The organism is Dorea amylophila (assembly GCF_025567265.1).
Classification (GTDB): domain Bacteria; phylum Bacillota; class Clostridia; order Lachnospirales; family Lachnospiraceae; genus Dorea_A; species Dorea_A amylophila.
In genome coordinates this window covers 1-18,864 of the sequence record NZ_JAOQJW010000019.1, presented here as the reverse complement: position 1 = coordinate 18,864, position 18,864 = coordinate 1, and the positions used below count along the sequence as shown (strand labels likewise).

The 18,864-nt window shown below is 39.2% G+C and carries 23 protein-coding genes and 1 other annotated feature; all 23 genes read left to right on the top strand.

Annotated features, from left to right (window positions below; all coding sequences use genetic code 11):
- Window positions 1-21 precede the first annotated feature (21 nt).
- The 23 genes from OCV72_RS12060 (at window position 22) to rplT (ending at window position 18,733) form a co-directional block, all read left to right on the top strand.
- Complete coding sequence (locus tag OCV72_RS12060; protein WP_055284107.1) at window positions 22-468, top strand: recombinase family protein; 447 nt, start codon at window positions 22-24, stop codon at window positions 466-468.
- Window positions 458-628: a helix-turn-helix domain-containing protein gene (locus OCV72_RS12055; protein ID WP_242859256.1), complete on the top strand. Its 171-nt coding sequence runs from the start codon at window positions 458-460 to the stop codon at window positions 626-628. Before OCV72_RS12060 ends, OCV72_RS12055 begins: the two co-directional genes overlap by 11 nt.
- A gap of 195 nt (window positions 629-823) precedes the next feature.
- A complete protein-coding gene (locus OCV72_RS12050; protein WP_055284106.1) occupies window positions 824-2,563 on the top strand; it encodes a hypothetical protein in 1,740 nt (579 codons plus the stop codon).
- A 344-nt stretch (window positions 2,564-2,907) separates the two neighbouring features.
- Window positions 2,908-3,552, top strand: a complete 645-nt coding sequence (locus tag OCV72_RS12045) for a hypothetical protein (protein ID WP_055284105.1) — start codon at window positions 2,908-2,910, stop codon at window positions 3,550-3,552.
- On the top strand, window positions 3,522-4,577 hold the full coding sequence (locus OCV72_RS12040; RefSeq protein WP_055284104.1) for a hypothetical protein: 1,056 nt from the start codon (window positions 3,522-3,524) through the stop codon (window positions 4,575-4,577). The genes OCV72_RS12045 and OCV72_RS12040 overlap by 31 nt, the downstream gene beginning before the upstream one ends.
- On the top strand, window positions 4,570-5,628 hold the full coding sequence (locus OCV72_RS12035) for an ATP-binding protein (protein WP_055284103.1): 1,059 nt from the start codon (window positions 4,570-4,572) through the stop codon (window positions 5,626-5,628). The genes OCV72_RS12040 and OCV72_RS12035 overlap by 8 nt, the downstream gene beginning before the upstream one ends.
- On the top strand, window positions 5,625-5,882 hold the full coding sequence (locus OCV72_RS12030) for an excisionase (RefSeq protein ID WP_242859255.1): 258 nt from the start codon (window positions 5,625-5,627) through the stop codon (window positions 5,880-5,882). The genes OCV72_RS12035 and OCV72_RS12030 overlap by 4 nt, the downstream gene beginning before the upstream one ends.
- Before the next feature lie 79 nt (window positions 5,883-5,961).
- The gene (locus OCV72_RS12025) at window positions 5,962-7,233 is read left to right on the top strand and encodes a tyrosine-type recombinase/integrase (RefSeq protein ID WP_055284101.1); all 1,272 of its coding nucleotides are present in this window, start codon (window positions 5,962-5,964) and stop codon (window positions 7,231-7,233) included.
- An 81-nt stretch (window positions 7,234-7,314) separates the two neighbouring features.
- Window positions 7,315-7,581 carry a type II toxin-antitoxin system prevent-host-death family antitoxin gene (locus OCV72_RS12020; protein ID WP_055284100.1) on the top strand — a complete coding sequence of 89 codons (267 nt, stop codon included), beginning with the start codon at window positions 7,315-7,317 and terminating at the stop codon, window positions 7,579-7,581.
- Window positions 7,571-7,876 carry a type II toxin-antitoxin system RelE/ParE family toxin gene (locus OCV72_RS12015; RefSeq protein ID WP_055284099.1) on the top strand — a complete coding sequence of 102 codons (306 nt, stop codon included), beginning with the start codon at window positions 7,571-7,573 and terminating at the stop codon, window positions 7,874-7,876. The genes OCV72_RS12020 and OCV72_RS12015 overlap by 11 nt, the downstream gene beginning before the upstream one ends.
- 136 nt (window positions 7,877-8,012) lie before the next feature.
- Complete coding sequence (locus OCV72_RS12010) at window positions 8,013-8,255, top strand: type II toxin-antitoxin system RelE family toxin (RefSeq protein WP_028085982.1); 243 nt, start codon at window positions 8,013-8,015, stop codon at window positions 8,253-8,255.
- 5 nt (window positions 8,256-8,260) lie between these two features.
- Window positions 8,261-8,485, top strand: a complete 225-nt coding sequence (locus OCV72_RS12005; RefSeq protein WP_028085981.1) for a hypothetical protein — start codon at window positions 8,261-8,263, stop codon at window positions 8,483-8,485.
- Between the two features lie 298 nt (window positions 8,486-8,783).
- Window positions 8,784-9,053 (top strand) — a binding site (T-box leader).
- Between the two features lie 152 nt (window positions 9,054-9,205).
- A complete protein-coding gene (locus OCV72_RS12000) occupies window positions 9,206-10,216 on the top strand; it encodes an ABC transporter substrate-binding protein (protein WP_055284098.1) in 1,011 nt (336 codons plus the stop codon).
- Between the two features lie 20 nt (window positions 10,217-10,236).
- Window positions 10,237-11,118: an ABC transporter permease gene (locus OCV72_RS11995; RefSeq protein ID WP_055284097.1), complete on the top strand. Its 882-nt coding sequence runs from the start codon at window positions 10,237-10,239 to the stop codon at window positions 11,116-11,118.
- Window positions 11,111-11,884 (top strand): ABC transporter ATP-binding protein, encoded by a 774-nt coding sequence (locus OCV72_RS11990; RefSeq protein WP_055284096.1) that lies wholly within the window; start codon window positions 11,111-11,113, stop codon window positions 11,882-11,884. The genes OCV72_RS11995 and OCV72_RS11990 overlap by 8 nt, the downstream gene beginning before the upstream one ends.
- Before the next feature lie 102 nt (window positions 11,885-11,986).
- Entirely contained in the window at window positions 11,987-12,502 is a 516-nt protein-coding gene (locus OCV72_RS11985) for a dCTP deaminase/dUTPase family protein (protein ID WP_055284095.1), read from the top strand.
- A gap of 92 nt (window positions 12,503-12,594) precedes the next feature.
- Window positions 12,595-13,959 (top strand): spore germination protein, encoded by a 1,365-nt coding sequence (locus OCV72_RS11980; RefSeq protein WP_055284151.1) that lies wholly within the window; start codon window positions 12,595-12,597, stop codon window positions 13,957-13,959.
- 69 nt (window positions 13,960-14,028) lie between these two features.
- A complete protein-coding gene (locus OCV72_RS11975; RefSeq protein ID WP_172677224.1) occupies window positions 14,029-15,378 on the top strand; it encodes an MATE family efflux transporter in 1,350 nt (449 codons plus the stop codon).
- 58 nt (window positions 15,379-15,436) lie between these two features.
- On the top strand, window positions 15,437-16,300 hold the full coding sequence (locus tag OCV72_RS11970; RefSeq protein WP_028085974.1) for a DegV family protein: 864 nt from the start codon (window positions 15,437-15,439) through the stop codon (window positions 16,298-16,300).
- A gap of 378 nt (window positions 16,301-16,678) precedes the next feature.
- Window positions 16,679-17,344: a B3/B4 domain-containing protein gene (locus tag OCV72_RS11965; RefSeq protein WP_055284093.1), complete on the top strand. Its 666-nt coding sequence runs from the start codon at window positions 16,679-16,681 to the stop codon at window positions 17,342-17,344.
- A 271-nt stretch (window positions 17,345-17,615) separates the two neighbouring features.
- On the top strand, window positions 17,616-18,110 hold the full coding sequence (infC, locus tag OCV72_RS11960; RefSeq protein ID WP_055284092.1) for a translation initiation factor IF-3: 495 nt from the start codon (window positions 17,616-17,618) through the stop codon (window positions 18,108-18,110).
- Window positions 18,111-18,142: 32 nt separating this feature from the next.
- A complete protein-coding gene (gene rpmI / locus OCV72_RS11955) occupies window positions 18,143-18,340 on the top strand; it encodes a 50S ribosomal protein L35 (RefSeq protein WP_006427930.1) in 198 nt (65 codons plus the stop codon).
- Between the two features lie 36 nt (window positions 18,341-18,376).
- A complete protein-coding gene (gene rplT, locus OCV72_RS11950) occupies window positions 18,377-18,733 on the top strand; it encodes a 50S ribosomal protein L20 (RefSeq protein WP_055284091.1) in 357 nt (118 codons plus the stop codon).
- The last annotated feature ends 131 nt before the right edge of the window (window positions 18,734-18,864 follow it).

Here is an 18,864-nt window from a genome sequence, read left to right as displayed (position 1 = left end):
TAAGCGACGAGGAATGAAAGTATGAGTAAGACATATGGTTATGCAAGGGTAAGTAGTAAGGAACAACATTTGGATCGTCAGATATTAAGGCTACAGGAGTATGTCGAAAAAGATCAGATTATTGTAGATAAGCAATCCGGGGCAACATTGGAAAGACCGGGATATCAGGCATTGAAAGGTCAATTGGGATTGCGTGCAGGTGATGTATTGTACATATGCTCACTCGACAGACTAAGTAGAAATAAGAATGATTTAAAAAATGAAATACGATGGTTTCAGGAGCACGATGTACGACTGATGATCTTGGATTTGCCAACGTCAATGATACAGGTACCGAAAGGTCAGGAATGGATAATTCAAATGGTGGAAAATATATTAATCGAAGTCCTGGCAAGTATAGCAGAGAATGAACGAAATACGACACGCCAGAGACAGAGAGGGAATAGAAGCCGCCCAGATGAAAGGTAAGCATTTGGGAAGACCGAAGTTAAAAATACCGGATAATTTTTCGATGGTGTACCAGCAGTGGAAAGAAAATAAGTTTACGGCGAAAGAAGCAATGCGAAGATTGGAGATGTCGCCAAGTAGCTTCTACCGGGTTGTGAAGAAGTACGAACGGGAAGGATAAGTGAATCAAAAGGTCCGACGGGTAATGGCAGATATGCCAAAAGTAAAATGACACCTTTCGACACATGAAGGGGAATTATTTTAGAGTGTGTCGAAAGGTGTACCTTTTGAGCGACAAAGTAATTGCGCAAGAATTTGTAAGGGAGTATGATGTGCTATATAAAGAGATATGTGAAATAAGAGGAAAGGCATTCGAATGAGAATTAATAATAGGGAAGAATTGGAAAAAGAAGGTTTGTTTATCATTACAGATATAGAAGACGGTTTATTGGATAAACGAATAAAAGATTTTATAAAAGAAAAGGCAAAAATATTCAATGATGAAAGAGTTGAAGAAGCTATAAAGAAGAACATATTGAATGATGTAAAAGATATAAGTCGGAATGAGAATAATAATTCACAAGGAGTATGGCATCAGATATTTCATAAATTAATACCAGACAATGAAAGCTTACAACAACATTTACAACAGCGTATTACTGGAAATACATGTAGATTGACTGAATTATTAGATTTATATTTGGGTGAGGTGGAGTTCCTCTATTTTGAAATAGCACAGATGATTATTTATAACTTAAAACGTTTAGAAAGAATGGAAGAATATAAAGTAGATTTGGAAATAACAGATGATGTGGAGGCATTGGAAGAGTTAATAGAATACATTGATATAGGAAAAGGTGACTATAGAAAAATAGATGAAATGCATACAAATGATAAAGAAGCGGATGCTAAAGCAAAAAATATAATGGATAATTTGATACCAGATATGAAACGATTGAGGGATAAATATCTGGGAAAGAAACAAAAAGTATATTTTTTACCTATCCAAGAGGACAACATCATAAGATTAGAATCATATTTTAGAGAAGTTAATTTTTTTGTGTTGGCAAATGAACGGTTTATGAATTTTATTACCCATGCAGATGATGGGATTAAAATTGATGACTTGAAAAAGATAGTTCAAAATTTGAATGACACAGGAAACGATTTTCAATATATATGGGAGAAAATTACAAATCTCAATGTTGATATACTATTGGCTGAATTGTTTGGAAATTTATCTGCACAAGAAACAGATAAAGAATTCAGAAGAATCATAGGAGAAAATAAAGTGATTCGAAATATGATTACCAATATACGGGATATGCCTAATTTGTTCATTAGATTATTATTTGTAAAAAGTATAATAAGATGTGCAGTAGAAAATCCGCAATGTTTGTGCAAAGCAAATATTCAGTGTTTAAATAATTATCTGCGTATAAGAAATATTCAGTATACAGAGCTTATGCAGAATATAATGAAATATGCGGTTGTATATAGAAAAGAAGCAGAATCTGACGGAAAAAGAATCCGACAGAAATGGATTGCTGAATTAGAAAAGGAATTTCCGATGCAGAGATTCTTTTGGTGGCGCATTTCTCAGAATATACAGGTGGTATATGGGATAGAAGAAGAGAAAAGGGAAATATATGTAGCATGTAATAATAATAGGATAAACGCTGCTGATATAAATAGAGAAATAATTCAGCCAACAGGAGATAATAAATGGTTGGAGTTTGAGCGCGTAAATAAAGTGTGTTTTGAAAAAGACTTGGATTATTTAAAAAAGACATTTATACTGCAAGCCATAAAAGAACAAATGGAAAATGAACAAGAAAAATTTATAGAAAATATACTACCTAGGATAATGAATGACTGGGAAATATCTGTTATTGATAGAATGGATGAAGATGATCCAAATATAATTTGTACAGAGATATATGAGGCAGAAGAAAAAGAAAGTTTACAAGAAGAGGAGAAGCGTACATATTTAAAGCAGATGGTTGAGAGCTGGCTAGTATCGGAACAGCATTCAGTTATGATAGAAAAGTTTCCAGTGGAGAAGGATAAAAGACGTTTTCAATGTTTGGAATTATTGATGAAAAGTTGGGAGTGATGCCCAACTTTTTTTATTGCGTAGAAATACAAAAGTAAAAAATAAAATATTAATATTTAATTATATCATTGGTATAGCTGTATGTCAAAAATAAAAATTATCGTTAAGGAAATAACGAAAATGTATAAAAGTGGGATAAAAAAGTAAGATAGATGCAACGGATCCGAAAATGATAGAAAGGGGAATTGAAAATGAAAGATTACTGTAATGATAGTTAAGGGGTGCCCGGATATTTGATGTTTTTCAAAATAAACTTCTGAAAAATACAAAAATATCAAGAAAATTTGCACATTGAAAATAAAAAAAAGAAAAAAACCGGGCAACAGTAAGAAGGGAAGAAGTGTATGGAAAACATGCATTACAATTACGGGTACAATCAACCAGTATCTCCAGGTGATCCAGAACTTGAGAAAATTTCCCAAAAGAATTGGTTGGATGTACAAAAACAGGCAGCAATTGAAAACATCAAAAGTCAGGGACAGGCAGAACGAGAATGGCAGAAAATGTGTTCTCGAGAAGCTCGGAAAGAGAATGAGCTTGCACAGCATGAAGAGGTGATTGTAGATGGAAATGGGAACATTTATTGTATAACACGTAACCTCAATATACGTGCAGAAAAACGCGAAACATTCAATTTCAAAGTTTTGAATCCGATCAAAGTGGTATCCAGCGATGGTGATACAGGAGTATGGATTTTCAAATTTATTGTTGATGGTGTCGAGAGAAGCTGTGTTATGGCAGAAAAATACATATTTGATGTGAAGTACGTGACACGTAAGTTGGGATGCTGTGGATGCAGGATATATGCGACCAGTCCACGAAAGAAAAAAGAATATATCGAACAGTTAATGAGCCGTCTTATGGAGTCTAGCACTCGTACCTTGGAAGTGAAGACCCATTTAGGATGGACAAAAGAAAAGACAGGTAAATTTACTTTTGTTGAAGAGGAGGAAAGATTATGGAAATTTTTTTTGAAAAAGGCGAAATGATGAGTGCTTCAGTGCAGATATTTGTCCTTGCATTCATTAGAGTAATTTTGGAGGATATTGGAGGACAGATGGATGAGGGAATAATTCTAATTGCGGATGATATACCGATGGGGAGGCATTTTATAAAAACCTATGTGGCGAAAGTAGGAAACGGAAAAGTGATTGACCGAAAAATGCCTAAGATGGAAAATTTCGAATTAGGCTTCAAAATAGTTAACACAGGAATGAAAGAAGAACAAGCAGAAGAATTTCTTGGAAAAGAGGATTTTTTACCAGTGCTTGTAACGGGCGGAGTGCTTCCCAGTTATCTTAGGACTCAACATTTTTTCTTACGGATACGGGAAACTGATATGAAGGTATTAGATGATGTGAATTTTCAAGTAAAAATGCAGGGATTGAAAGCTTTCATTATAGAAAATATCAATGTTTTCATAGAAGATACACAAAAAGCGGTTAATGAAAACAAGCCATATGTTAGGTCGTTATTATATATAGAAAATTTGTTATCTCAGTACTATCAAAGATATTATGAATTAAAAAAAGAGGAGGCTGATGAAATGGTGGATGAACTTGGAAAATTTACAGAGAAATTATTAAAAACTTCTGAAGATATTATACATGCAAATGGAGATGTCAGAGAAGAAATATCAGATAGGTTCTTTCAATTTGTTGCAACAAATCAAGAACTGGTCATGCTAGATGTAAATGATGAAATCAACCCAATGATATCTAAAGATAAGGTGATCTGGTTCGATGACGAGTACTACTACCTGACTGATGCAATGCTCCGAAAGGTATGTGGAAAAGTCTTAGAATTGGTGTCAGTAAATGAGCTGAAAGCGATACTAAGAGAGGAGGGAATCCTCTACTGTGATGCCAGCGGTGATTATTCGATAAAAATTGTCGTGAAGACACAGAATGGGGAAAAAAGACCTCGAGTATTAAAACTACGCAAACTTTATTTGACAGTAGATGGAGAATGTTTGGAGGATATATATCAGGAAAGGGAAAGTAACAATGATTAAATATGTAGGACATGTAAAAGGGGCAAAAGTACAGGTAGCGCAGGAATCTATGAATTCACATGTTTTGATAACCGGAATGTCAGGAAGCGGAAAGTCAGTACGCATGACAGATATTGAGGTGGAATCCATAAAAGACGGAAAGACCGTTCTCGTCCTTGACAAAGACGGAACGCATTACAAGCTTTCTAAAAGCTACCAAAATGTAATTTCTGTGCTTGAAGATGGTTTAGACTTCAGATTATTAGAGCCGATTCAAGCTGCTGAGAGTATGGAAGAGAAGAAGGTACAGGTCATGTATGTAGCCGACATTTTGGCATCAGGTCAAAATCTTGGTGATCGGCAAATATGCTGTCTGCGTACAGCTGTGGAATACGCAGCTGAGCATAAGGATAAGGATGCAACAGAAATGTATACAATAAGTCGGTGTTTGGAAGAGCAAAAAGGAAACTCTGCAGAAGGTGTTCGCAGTCGTTTGTGGGGGATCCTTAATGGCAATCTGCTGAGACCAAGCACTAAGCAGATTGAATCTGGAAAAATAAACATTATTTCTTTGGCAGGTATAAATCCTAAAACGCAGATACAGTTGACGGAGATTATATTATCCGTAGTATGGCGTCAACTCCGATATCGTCAGTTTTCAGAGATTGATGTTGTCTGCATTGATGAAATTCAGAGCTTAACATTGAAGAAAAATTCTGCACTATTTGAGTTACTTACAGAGTCACGTAAGTACGGAATAAGCTTGGTGCTGGCAACGCAGTCGTTAAGTGTTTTCAATAAGAAAGAAATTGCGGCGTTGGGACAAACGGCTGTTAAGCTGTACTTTCATCCAAGTGAACAAGACATTCGAAGCATAGCACAACAGATAGATCCTGCCGCATATGAACGAGTTGCGATGGTATTGAAGAATCTGCGGAAAGGACAGGCATTAACAGTGGGCGATATTGAAAAAGCTGGACATAAGATTGGTGGACCAATTGTAACGATGTCACAGCTTTGGAAAGAAGAGAGTGATTGTTTAGAAGAGATTGACTTGGGAGAAAGCAGGTGAGAATAAGTATATTTATATTCATCAAAAAAGCAAGAGGTTGGAGGAGGAGAAAAGATATGGAAATTAATGTGCCAGTATATAATAAAATTAATTTATCAATAAAGGAAGCGGCGGCATATTCGAATGTCGGTGAGAATACAATACGCAGGTTGTTAGCGGAAAGGGGATGCCCTTTCCTTCTGAAAATCGGTAACCGGCAACTTGTAAAGCGAAAAGAATTTGAAAATTTTCTTGAAGCAAGACATTTTTTGTAATAACTAAAGGCAGGCAGGCTTTTATAGAAAGATATATAGACTGATATAAAAGCTTGCCAAAGTTAAGGAGGCAATAAACATGGGAAAAGATTTAAACGGAAAAGAACTTGGACATGGGATTATTCAGAAGAGGAACGGCAGATACGAAGCACGATATGTGGACAGATTTGGGAAACGAAGATCTATATCGGGAAACGATCTGAGAAAGGTGAAGCGAGACTACAACGAGGCACTGTATGAGAACGACAAAGAAATTAATATTAGGGAAAAAATAACACTGGATCAATGGTACGACAAGTGGATGCTATTGTACAAAATCGGAACCATCAAAGAAAGTAGTCGAGTGAGATACCGAGATACATATCAGAAGCATATTTCTCCGGTGTTGGGAAGATACTATTTATCAGAGATACAGCAATATCAGATCAAAGAATTAATAAAAAATATGAAAGATAATGATCTGGGATACGAAATGCAGAATCAAACTAAGATTCTGTTGGTTGATATGTTTGATAAAGCTATGGTAAACGAATTCGTAAGGAAGAATCCGGCGAAAGGGATCAGTGTGAAACGTGATGAGAAAAAAGAACCCAGAGTACTATCGGTAGAAGAACAGTACGATTTCTTTGAATGTAGTAAAGGTACTTTTTACGATAATTTCTTCAATGTTGCGGTAACAACAGGAATGAGACTGGGGGAGATTGCAGCGTTGACATGGGACGATATTGACCTTGAAAGAAGAATCATCAGTGTTACCAAGACTCTAGTATACATAAAGTACGAGGGCGATCTGGGAAAAACATTTCATATGGAAACACCCAAAACCAGAACGAGTGTCAGGGAGATTCCTATCAATAAGCAATGTGAACTGGCGTTAAAGAAACAATATGCACAGAAGAAAGTAATAGAATCAAAGGCTCCGGTATCAAAGAAACCGAAAGAAGAATTTCAAAATCTATTATTTACAACGAAATTTAATACACCGTTGAATTCTCAGATTATAATAGATGCGATTCATAAAATTGTGCTTACGATAAACGAAACACGATATTACATAGAAGAGATGGAGGACTTCTCTTGTCATTGCTTCAGACATACATTTGCAACCAGATGCTTTGAAGCAGGAATTCAGCCTAAGACAGTTCAGAAATATCTGGGACATGCGACATTACAAATGACAATGGATTTATATACGGCTGTAATGCCAAAGCATCTTTCAAGTGAAATGGAAAAGTTGGATGACGAATTAGAAAAAATATCACAGTCAGGAGAGAAACTTATTGATTCCAGATATAAAAAGGAAAAGCAAAATGATGTCATTACATTTCCGGGCAATACATTGGTAGTATAATCCAATGATTGGCGAAGCTACAGTCTTTACAATCTATCATAATTATAGTAAAATTATATCATAATAAATGGAGGTGATATGATGATTATAAAAGCATCAACAGCACTAAGAAACGATTATGCCGGAATATCGAATCTTGCAAAAGAAACAAAAGAGCCAATTTATATAACCAAGAATGGTGATGGTGATTTGGTAGTTATGAATATAGAAGCTTTCGAGAAGAGAGAGCAGACACTAAAATTAAGAGAAAGAGTTCTTAAAGCAGAGCAAGAACGGATTGAAGGTCAGGAAACTGTTAGTGTTTCAGAGGCAAGAAGAAGATTGAGAGAAAGAGTAAATGAAGTATAAGGTAGAGATTCTTCCATCGGCGTGGGAAGATTTAAAGACCATTGAAGACTGGTATGTGATTAATTTTGATGTCCAAACAGCTATTAAGGTGAGTGATCATATTCTGGACGGAATAGAAAGATTGGAAGAGTTCCCGGATTCCGGTTCAAGAACACCTGATGAATGGCTGAATGAACAAGGATACAGGATGGTCATAATTGGAAAGCATGTATCAATCTATAGAGTGATAAAAAATACGGTATACATTTATCATATCGCAGATACGCAAACAGAATATACAAAATTGTTTAAGTAAAGAGGATCTTTTGAGTTTTTACCAGAAGGTTCTTTTTCTGATTTTAAGAAAGAATAAAAGCATTTTCAATTGGAAATATGGTATACTATTGATACATTAAAAAGATAGGCTTTAAATGGAAAGAAGGTGTTAAATATTGTTTGAAATCATCTATTCTAAGAAAGCAGTTAAATTTTTAAAGAAACAAGATAAGCCAACGCAAAAGAGAATTGTAACGGCTATAAGTAAATTGCCGTTAGAGGGAGATATAAAAAAATTGCAAGGTGTTGAAGGGTACCGTCTTCGTGTTGGAAATTTTAGGGTATTGTTTGATGTAAATGGTGTAATTATTGATATTATCGATATTGGAAATCGTGGACAAATATATAAAGGAGTGTGATTAATATGTCTACTGTTAAAGAAAGAATTTTAGGTGCAGTTACAATTATGAGTGAAGAAGATGCAGAGAAAGTTTGGGATTTAATACGTGGAACATTTGCGTTATCGAATGCAGAAAAAGTTGCTCCTGATCAGGAAGAAATCTGGGCATTAAATGCATATAAATCGGGAGATGAGGATTATCAGCCATCTTGCTCACAGGAAGAGCTTATAAAAGAACTGGGATTATAATAGAAAAGACAGAAGCAACGTTGTTTGAATTGGTGGTTTAGCTGTAAAATTCATAGTTACTGGAGACAAATTGGTGGTATGATAAAATCCGTGGAGACAAAAAGACCGATAAAGCGTGATAAATGGGGATTCTTGAATTATAGAAATACCACACCAGAATAAATTATTACGTCTATCAGGCTACGCCGTATGACCTTGAGGGGACACCGGATTTTACCTGGAAATAGGGCGTGATTGAAAAAAAGTAAAAAACTTCTTGACAAAACAACTTTGATACAGTAAAGTATAACCATAACAAAGCAAACCGTTGAAAAAGAGGAGTAGCTTATACGATGACATCCAAGAGAGCAGCAGGTGGTGAGATTGCTGTATGAAATTGATAAGTGAATGGACTTTTGAGGGCAGTCTGAAATCAAGAACTTGTATTTATCAATTGTTTGAGAGAGTATGGCTTGTCGGGAACCGAACCCGTTATCAATCAGGAGTGTATGTTAGTACATGAGAAAGTGGACGATTCGTCAATTTGAGTGGTACCGCGATAATAATAGATATTATTACCGTCTCAAACCTTAAGGTTTGGGGCGGTTTTCTTTTTGTCTAAGATGGTATGGCAGACGGTAATCGGTGAAAGATTTTCTCTCCTAACAACTACAGAGAACTGGCAATTGGGATCTGTGGACAACAATAATATTTTATACAGAAAAAGAGGAGAAAAAAATTATGAAAAAGAAAATGGTAACAGTATTATTAACAGCGGCAATGGTAACAGCAATGGCAGCAGGATGTGGCAGTTCATCCGATTCCGGAAGTGATAAGAAAGAATCTTATACCATCGGAATTGAACAGTTTGCAGAGCATGGTTCTCTTGATAACTGCAGGGAAGGTTTCTTAAAAGGACTGGAAGCAGAAGGAATCAAAGAAGGTGATAACCTGACCGTAAAATACAAAAATGCGGCAGCGGATATGGGAACTGCAAAACAGATTTCCGACAGTCTGGTATCTGATAAAGTAGACCTGGTATGTGCGATCGCAACACCAAGTGCACAGAGTGCATATAACGCAGCAATGAAAGCTGACATTCCGGTCATTTACACTGCAGTTACAGATCCTGTAGCAGCAGAACTCGCAGACAAAGATGGAAAACCGGTAGGAGAAGTGACCGGAACATCAGATAAACTTCCGGTTGAAGAACAGCTTAAAATGATTCGTGAGATGCTTCCGGATGCTAAGAAGATTGGCATCATGTATACTACAAGCGAAGCAAATTCTGTATCGGCGATCAAAGAATACAAGAGTCTGGTTAAGAAATATGATTTCGAACTGGTAGAAAAGGGAATCACAACAACAGCGGATGTATCTCTTGCAGCGGATGATCTGTTAAGCAAAGTAGACTGTATTACCAATCTGACTGATAACACAGTTGTAGCATCACTTCCAACTATCCTGGATAAAGCAAATGAAAAGAAGATCCCGGTATTCGGAAGTGAGATCGAGCAGGTGAAGATCGGATGCCTTGCAGCAGAAGGAATTGATTATATTGCACTTGGAAAGCAGACTGGTAAGATGGCGGCGAAAGTATTAAAAGGCGAAGCAAAAGCTTCTGAGCAGAATTTTGAAACTATCACAGAACCTGGATTCTATGTAAATAACAAAGTAGCAGAGGATCTTGGAATCACAGTACCGGAAGATCTTGCAAATAGCGCAGTAGAAAGCTTTGGGGACGGGAATTAGTGGATTGGGAGGCATTTTTCATGAGTTTCATTACATCGATATTAGAACAGGGGCTGATCTATGGAATCCTGGCATTGGGAATTTATATCACATATAAAATATTAGACTTTCCCGATCTTACGGTGGATGGAAGTTTTCCTCTGGGGGCAGCGATCACAGCTGCCCTCCTTACAAGAGGAATGAATCCATACATCACGCTGGTTCTTTCATTTCTGGCCGGAGCAGTTGCGGGAATCTGTACCGGACTGATCCACGTGAAGTGTAAAGTCAGAGATCTTCTTTCGGGAATCATAATGATGACGGCATTGTGGACGATCAATCTGTATATAGCAGGAACGGCGAATGTGCCATTATTCTCACAGAAGACTATTTTTAACAATGATCTGATGGAGAAGATCATTCCGGATGTACTTGCACCATATGCGACATTGATCATCGTTCTGGTGCTTGCATTGATCTGTAAAGTATTGCTTGATCTTTATCTGAATACGAAGTCCGGATTCCTGTTAAGAGCCGTTGGGGATAATGATGTACTGGTTGTATCTCTCGCAAAAGACAAGGGCAATATCAAGATCCTCGGACTTGCAATTTCAAATGGTCTGGTAGCATTGGCCGGATGTATATTTGCACAGGAAGAGAGAGTATTTGAAATTTCTATGGGAACCGGAGCTATGGTCATAGGACTGGCAAGTGTAATTATCGGAACCAGTATTTTCCGTAAGATGACACTGCTGCACACAACGACAGCAGTCCTGATCGGATCGGTTATTTATAAAGCATGCGTTGCCGTTGCACTACGCAATTTCGATCCGCAGGCCATGAAACTGGTAACGGCAGTCCTGTTCCTGGTTGTGCTTATCATCAGTATGGACAGAAAGAAGAAGGTGAACACCAATGCTTGAGTTAAAAGGAATTCATAAATATTACAATCCGGGTACCGTGAATGAGATGTGCTTATTTCAGGACTTCAACCTGACGATTGACAAAGGAGAATTCGTCTCTGTCGTGGGAAGTAATGGTTCCGGAAAGACTTCCATGTTGAATATTATCTGCGGAAGTATCCCGGTGGAGGGTGGACAGATCCTGATCAATGGATCCGATATCACAAAACAGAAAGAATATAAGAGAAACCAAAGAATCGGCCGTGTCTATCAGAACCCGGCAATGGGAACATGTCCAACAATGACGATTTTGGAAAATATGTCTCTGGCAGACAATAAAGGAAAGGTATTCGGTCTTTCCAGAGGAACGAACAAAGCAAGGATAGATTATTACCGGGAGCAGTTAAGCCAGCTTGGACTGGGACTGGAAGATAAGATGGATGTAAAAGTCGGCGCATTGTCCGGCGGGCAGCGTCAGGCAATGGCACTTCTGATGTCTACCATGACACCGATCGAGTTTCTGATCCTGGATGAACATACAGCAGCACTGGATCCGAAGACGGCAGAACTGATCATGAAACTGACAGATAAGATCGTAAAAGAGAAGAATCTTACAACGATCATGGTCACACACAATTTGAGATATGCAATCGAATATGGTAACCGCCTGGTGATGATGCATCAGGGAAATACGATCCTGGATAAAAAGGGAGAAGAAAAAGATAGGATGTCGGTAGACGATATCCTGACATTATTTAATGAAATCAGTATTGAGTGCGGCAACTAAAAGATGTTATACTGGATATGCCGGAACAAAAGCACAGCTTTATAGGCTGTGTTTTTGTAGTTTAAGAAGTATAGAATAAATAACAGAAAAGAGGATATATACATGGCAAAGAGAATCGCAAAATTTGAAAAAGTAAGTTTTGAACAGTTTAAAGAAGGGTATCTGGATGCCATCGGACAGGACTCCGATGAAGTCATCCGCAGTATCTATGATGCATTGAAACTTCCAAAACGTGCGACAAAAGGATCGGCTGGATACGATTTTTATGCGCCGCGGGCAATCACATTAAAGCCGGGAGAGACAGCGAAGATTCCAACAGGAATTCGTGCGAAGATGGAAGAAAACTGGGTACTTCAGTGTTATCCGAGAAGCGGACTTGGATTCAAATTCCGCCTGCAGTTGAATAATACAGTAGGGATCATCGACAGTGATTATTATAATTCAGACAATGAAGGACACATTTTTGCCAAGATCACGAATGACACAAAAGAAGGAAAAATAGTGGAAATCCAGGCAGGAACAGGATTTATGCAGGGGATTTTCATGGAATATGGGATTACGGTTGATGATGATGTGGAAGAAGTCCGTAACGGCGGATTTGGCAGCACGACGAAATAACCGGAAAGAGAAGCATTCCATTTTTGTATAAGAATGAAAAAAACGGGACATACTGGAACATACAGTCTATGTATGTAAGAGGTGGTAAGAAGATGACGCGTCAGGAAATCCCGGTTTTTAAGACAAGAGAAGAAAATGTAGCATATATGAACGCAACACTCCCGATCCGGGAAAGCTTTGACCTCATCCAGAGGGATCTGCTGATCGGCGGGAGGGTTTCTTCTTTTTATTATGTAAATGGTTTTACAAGTGAAGAGACAATGCTGAAGATCATGGATGCACTTCTGAAAGTGAAAGAAGAAGACATGCCGGAGGATATATGGAAGTTCGCGAATGCATGTATTCCGTACGTTGGAGTAGATGTCATGTTTGATTTTGATCAGATATTGAAAAGTCTGCTGTCGGGGGAAACATGCGTATTTATTGACGGATACCGGGCATGTATTGTGATCGACTGCAGGACGTATCCGGCAAGAAATGTAGAAGAGCCGGATAAAGACAAGTCACTTCGGGGATCCAGAGATGGTTTTGTGGAGACAATCGTATATAACACGGCAATGATGAGAAGAAGAATCCGGCATCCGGCACTGATCATGGAGATGATGGAGGTAGGGGACAGTTCCAGGACAGATGTGGCACTCTGCTATATGGGTGACCGGGCAGATAAGACATTGCTGAAAAATGTGCGTGACAAGATCCAGAGCATAGATACAGATGATCTGCGGATGAATCAGCAGAGCCTGGCGGAATGCCTGTTTAAGCGGAAGTGGTATAATCCGTTTCCGAAGTTTAAATTCACCGAACGGCCGGATACGGCATCGGCATGTCTGCTGGAAGGGAAAGTGGTGATCCTGGTAGATAATTCACCGTCTGCGATGATACTTCCGACATCGGTCTTTGATATGATCGAAGAGGCAAATGACTATTACTTCCCGACATTGACCAGTGTCTATCTGAAGATATCCAGAACACTGATCAATCTGATGACGATATTCCTGACGCCGGTCTTTCTGCTTTTTATGCAGAATCCGAACTGGCTGCCGAAAGTATTTGCATTTGTAGCGGTGAAGGATACGGTGAATATTCCGTTGATCTATCAGCTTCTGATGCTGGAAGTGGCAATTGACGGCCTGCGCCTGGCGGCCTTGAATACTCCGAGTATGCTAAGTACACCGCTCAGTGTGATCGCTGGTCTTGTCATGGGAGAATTTTCAGTGGAATCGGGATGGTTTAACAGCGAAGTCATGCTCTATATGGCGTTTGTTGCAGTTGCAAATTATACACAGCCGAATTTTGAACTTGGCTATGCGCTGAAGTTCATGCGTCTGGCTCTGCTGATACTGACGGCATTATTCAACGGGTGGGGATTTGTAATGGGATGTGTTCTGGTGGTGTGCAGTATCTGCTTTAATAAAACACTTTCCGGAAGAAGCTATCTTCATGTAAGCCTGAAATAACCGTGTGTGAAAAACGACCATTACAGGAAAATGGAATAATAAGTATACAAAAGAAAGGCAGAGATAGAAATGAATCACAGAGATGAAAGACTCGGAAGTGCACCGCTGGGAAAACTGATGTTTTCTCTGGCACTTCCTTCTGTGGCGGCACAGCTTATCAATGTGCTTTATAATATAGTAGACAGAATGTATATAGGTCATATTCCGGGATACGGAAATGCAGCACTGACCGGTGTCGGGGTTACATTTCCAATCCTGACGATGATCTCGGCATTCAGTGCGTTTGCGGGAATGGGCGGAGCACCGCTTGCTTCCATTCAACTGGGAAAACAGAACAGACAGAGGGCGGAACAGATCCTTGGAAATTCTGCGGGGCTTCTGGTACTATTTTCTGTAATCCTGACAGCATTCTTTTCGATATTCAAGACACCGGTCCTGTATGCGTTTGGAGCCAGTGATGCAACGATTGTCTATGCGAGAGATTACATATCAATCTATCTGATCGGAACCATCTTCGTACAGCTGGCACTTGGACTGAATGCTTACATCAGCGGACAGGGTGAGGCAAAGATTGCAATGTTATCCGTTCTGATCGGGGCAGTATTAAATATCTGCCTGGATCCGCTGTTCATCTTTGTACTGCATATGGGTGTGCGCGGAGCGGCTGTTGCAACGGTCCTGTCACAGGCGGTCAGTGCAATATGGGTGGTACATTTCCTGGTTTCGGAAAAAAGCGTGATGCGTCTTACATTGAAAAATATGCATTTGAAAAAAGATGTGATCAAGATGATCGCAGGACTTGGAATCTCACCATTTATTATGCAGAGTACGGAAAGCCTGGTAACGATCACACTGAATACGGGGCTGCAGAGATATGGCGGTGATCTGTATGTAGGATCCATGTCGATCCTTATGAGTGTCATGCAGATGATCACGATTCCGGTGCAGGGGATCACACAGGGGATACAGCCGATCATCAGCTATAATTATGGTGCTGGAAATAAGGAACGTGTGAAAGCAACGATGAAAAGAATGATCCTGGTCTGTCTGACAGGAACACTGCTGCTTGCAGGTGTGGCAATTTTTGCACCGCAGATATACACAGGGCTGTTTACGGATAATAAAGGACTTCTGGAACTGACGTGTAAGGTTATGCCGGTATATTTCCTTGGAATATCCATCTTCGGAATCCAGTGCGCATGCCAGACATCATTCATTTCGCTCGGACAGGCAAAGGTATCGTTATTCATTGCGCTTTTAAGGAAGATTATTCTGCTGATTCCACTTGCGGTTATTCTGCCAAAATTTATGGGCGTGATGGGAATCTACCGCGCAGAACCGATAGCAGATGTGATATCGGTCCTGACAACCAGCGCAGTATTTATCATTACTGTGAAAAAAGTTTTGCGTAATATGTAAGACAATGGTAAGATGAAAAGGACTTGAGGATGAGGATGAGGATGAGGAGGTTTCCGATATGAGTGAATATGTAATAACGATCAACAGTACATCTGATCTGCCAAAAGAATGGGTGTGGGAAAGAGAGATACCGGTAGTCCCGCTGAACTGTACGATCGGTGGAAAGACTTACCGTGATATGTATGATCTGACAGCAGAAGAATTCTATGGTATGTTAGAGAACGGAGAGATGGCAGTGACTTCACAGCCAAGTCCGCAGACTGCAATAGATATCCTGGAACCGATCCTGAAAAAAGGAAAAGATATTTTGCATCTGAGCTTTACATCAGGACTTAGTGGTACATATAACAGTATGTGTATAGCTGCAGAGGAACTGCGTGAAAAATATCCGGAGAGAAAGATTGTTGTGATCGATACACTTTGCGCAAGCATGGGAGAAGGCCTGCTTGATTATAAGGCACTGGAACTTCAGAAAGAAGGCAGGAGTCTGGAAGAAGTTGCGCAGTGGGTGGAAGAAAATAAATTGAAAATCTGCCATTTCTTTATGGTAGAGGATCTGAATCATCTGCAGAAAGGCGGACGTATCTCGAAGACAGCAGCAGTGATCGGAACGATGGTACAGATCAAGCCGATCATTTGTCTGGATAATGAAGGAAAGCTTCAGATCATCAGGAAAGAGCGGGGCAGAAAGAAAGGCATGAATAAGATCGTGGATATGGCGGTTGAAGCATGCGAGGGAAAGATGCCGGATATGGTGATGATCCCGCATGGCAATTGTCCGGAAGATGCAGCTTATGTCGCAGAACTCGTCCGTAAGAAAATGGGTGTGACCAATGTCATGATGAACAATCTCGGTCCTGTGATCGGAGGTCATACAGGCGCTGGAATGATCGCCATTGTATGCATGGCAGACCACAGATAGATACATAGAAACATTAAGAATACTAATAGTAACATACAAAAGCTTCATTTAACAAATGTATAATTATGCTCTATACTGAAATCAGAAAGAGAGAAATAAATCATCCTGAGGAGGTGTAGAGTATGTTAAGTATCATCGGATGGGGAATCGTTGCAGTAGTAGCAATATATGGAGCAACAAGTCTTTTCGCCTAGAAAAGCATGCTTAATATACTGTGAAATAGATCAAAAGCAGCATAAAGAAGAGTCAAAGATGACAAGAAGCTTACGGGCAGATTGTCATCTTTTTTTGTATTTATGCGGGAAATTCTCAAAGCACATTTCTTACGGTTCGCCTGAACGATGATCCGACACTTTATAATACAGGAGAGCGATATATATGAAACATCTGATAATTGATAAAACGATGAAAGAAATCTGGCCGGATACCAGAGTGGGATGCCTGCAGTACCGGGTGAAAGTGGAAAAGAAGAACGAAGAACTGTGGAAATATCTGAAGAAAGACATTTTCAAAAAGACGAGAGATGCTATTTTTGATAACGGGATCAATGAAATCCCAAACGTGAAAGAATCCAGGGCAGCATACAAAGCATTCGGAAAGGATCCGAGCAGATACCGTGTGTCTTCCGAGGCACTGATCCGCCGGATCGGACAGGGAAAGGGACTATATGAAGTTAATACCGTTGTGGATGTCAATAACCTGATTTCCATCGAATCGGGATTTTCGGTAGGATCTTATGACGTATCTCAGATCTCAGAAGAACTGGTATTCCGGATCGGACAGAAAGGAGAGACTTATAAGGGAATCGGAAAAGATGAGATCAAGATCGAGGCGCTTCCGGTGCTCGCAGACAAAGACGGAGCCATCGGAAGTTCAACCAGTGATTCAGAGCGTGCAATGATTACGGAGGATGTGACAGAAGTATTGACATTGATCTATTCATTTTCAGGAAATGATGGTCTTGAAAAAGCATTGGAATATGGCAGAAAATATCTGGAAGAGTATGCCGGGGCACAGAATCTGGAAAGCTGGATCGTGGAATAAAGGCTGAATTATCAGGAATCAAAAAAGGATGAAAAAAAGAGAAAAAACAGTTGACATAAGAAAAATAATGTGATAAATTATATGTTGCGTAAGGCAAAAAAGAAAGTAGAGTATCCACTCTCACCTTAGCACAATCGGGTGACTAATGGTTTGATATTGAGTATATACAGATTTGATTATAGATCTTATGATACAGATATGCAAGTGGATAGTCTCGAACTATTCACTTATTTTTATTTTATGATGGAGGTGCACGACAATTAGCGATTTAATGATTAACGGGCAGATTAGAGACAAAGAAATTCGAGTGATTGGAGAAAACGGAGATCAGTTAGGTATCATGAGTCCGAAGGAAGCTATGAAGCTTGCTCAGGAAACAGATCTGGATCTTGTGAAGATTGCTCCAAAGGCTCAGCCACCTGTTTGCAAGATTATTGATTACGGTAAGTACAGATATGAACTTGCAAGAAAGGAAAAAGAGGCTAAAAAGAAACAGAAGACCGTTGAAGTAAAAGAAGTGCGTCTTTCACCAAATATTGAGACGAATGATCTTAATACCAAAGTGAATAATGCTAAGAAGTTCATCAGTAAAGGTAACAAAGTAAAGGTTACACTGCGTTTTAGAGGCCGTGAGATGGCACATGTTCAGCAGAGCAAACACATTCTGGATGATTTTGCCCAGATGCTTGGTGACATCGCAGTCATTGAAAAGCCGGCTAAGATGGAAGGCAGAAGCATGAGCATGGTTTTAACTGAAAAACGTTAAAAATACAATACAAGTTGAAGGAGGAGCATATCATGCCAAAAATTAAAACTAATAGAGCAGCTGCAAAGCGCTTCAAAAAGACAGGTACAGGAAAATTAAAAAGAAATAAAGCTTACAAGAGCCATATCTTAACTAAGAAATCTACAAAGAGAAAAAGAAATCTTAGAAAAGCAACAATTGCTGATGCTACTAATGTAAAGAACATGAAGAAGGTATTACCATATCTCTAAGATAAGGTTCAATTTGTGAAGGAGGAAGAATAAGACATGGCAAGAATTAAAGGCGGATTAAACGCTAAAAAAAGACATAACAGAACTTTAAAATTAGCAAAAGGATACAGAGGAGCACGTTCTAAACAGTACAGAGTTGCAAAACAGTCTGTAATGAGAGCTCTTACATCTTCATACGCAGGAAGAAAACAGCGCAAACGTCAGATGCGTCAGCTTTGGATTGCTCGTATCAATGCTGCAGCAAGAATGAACGGACTGTCATACAGCAAGTTCATGCATGGCTTAAAAGTAGCTAACATCGAGATGAACAGAAAGATGCTTGCAGAGATGGCTGTAAATGATGCAGAAGGATTTGCAACACTTGCAGAAGCTGTAAAAGCTGCTTTGGCTTAATTTTAAAATAAAATTTCAGCACGCAGGATTTCCTGCGTGCTTTTTTGATGTGCGCCTAGCGGCGCACGTTTCTAAAGGGTTAAAGTCCCGAATCCGCCCGGTAGTGGGAAGGATATAGCCGAAGGCAAGGG

Excerpts from the sequence above, each read along its gene's own strand:
- OCV72_RS11990 (WP_055284096.1), top strand. The coding sequence starts at position 11,111 with ATGCTTGAGTTAAAAGGAATTCATAAATATTACAATCCGGGTACCGTG.
- OCV72_RS11995 (WP_055284097.1), top strand. The coding sequence starts at position 10,237 with ATGAGTTTCATTACATCGATATTAGAACAGGGGCTGATCTATGGAATC.
- OCV72_RS12035 (WP_055284103.1), top strand. The coding sequence starts at position 4,570 with ATGATTAAATATGTAGGACATGTAAAAGGGGCAAAAGTACAGGTAGCG.
- OCV72_RS11970 (WP_028085974.1), top strand. The coding sequence starts at position 15,437 with ATGAGTGAATATGTAATAACGATCAACAGTACATCTGATCTGCCAAAA.
- OCV72_RS12020 (WP_055284100.1), top strand. The coding sequence starts at position 7,315 with ATGATTATAAAAGCATCAACAGCACTAAGAAACGATTATGCCGGAATA.
- infC (WP_055284092.1), top strand. The coding sequence starts at position 17,616 with ATGATTAACGGGCAGATTAGAGACAAAGAAATTCGAGTGATTGGAGAA.
- OCV72_RS12055 (WP_242859256.1), top strand. The coding sequence starts at position 458 with ATGAAAGGTAAGCATTTGGGAAGACCGAAGTTAAAAATACCGGATAAT.
- OCV72_RS11975 (WP_172677224.1), top strand. The coding sequence starts at position 14,029 with ATGAATCACAGAGATGAAAGACTCGGAAGTGCACCGCTGGGAAAACTG.
- OCV72_RS12040 (WP_055284104.1), top strand. The coding sequence starts at position 3,522 with ATGGAAATTTTTTTTGAAAAAGGCGAAATGATGAGTGCTTCAGTGCAG.
- rpmI (WP_006427930.1), top strand. The coding sequence starts at position 18,143 with ATGCCAAAAATTAAAACTAATAGAGCAGCTGCAAAGCGCTTCAAAAAG.
- OCV72_RS12025 (WP_055284101.1), top strand. The coding sequence starts at position 5,962 with ATGGGAAAAGATTTAAACGGAAAAGAACTTGGACATGGGATTATTCAG.
- OCV72_RS12050 (WP_055284106.1), top strand. The coding sequence starts at position 824 with ATGAGAATTAATAATAGGGAAGAATTGGAAAAAGAAGGTTTGTTTATC.
- OCV72_RS12045 (WP_055284105.1), top strand. The coding sequence starts at position 2,908 with ATGGAAAACATGCATTACAATTACGGGTACAATCAACCAGTATCTCCA.
- OCV72_RS11965 (WP_055284093.1), top strand. The coding sequence starts at position 16,679 with ATGAAACATCTGATAATTGATAAAACGATGAAAGAAATCTGGCCGGAT.
- OCV72_RS12005 (WP_028085981.1), top strand. The coding sequence starts at position 8,261 with ATGTCTACTGTTAAAGAAAGAATTTTAGGTGCAGTTACAATTATGAGT.
- OCV72_RS11980 (WP_055284151.1), top strand. The coding sequence starts at position 12,595 with ATGACGCGTCAGGAAATCCCGGTTTTTAAGACAAGAGAAGAAAATGTA.
- OCV72_RS12060 (WP_055284107.1), top strand. The coding sequence starts at position 22 with ATGAGTAAGACATATGGTTATGCAAGGGTAAGTAGTAAGGAACAACAT.
- OCV72_RS12000 (WP_055284098.1), top strand. The coding sequence starts at position 9,206 with ATGAAAAAGAAAATGGTAACAGTATTATTAACAGCGGCAATGGTAACA.
- OCV72_RS12015 (WP_055284099.1), top strand. The coding sequence starts at position 7,571 with ATGAAGTATAAGGTAGAGATTCTTCCATCGGCGTGGGAAGATTTAAAG.
- OCV72_RS11985 (WP_055284095.1), top strand. The coding sequence starts at position 11,987 with ATGGCAAAGAGAATCGCAAAATTTGAAAAAGTAAGTTTTGAACAGTTT.
- rplT (WP_055284091.1), top strand. The coding sequence starts at position 18,377 with ATGGCAAGAATTAAAGGCGGATTAAACGCTAAAAAAAGACATAACAGA.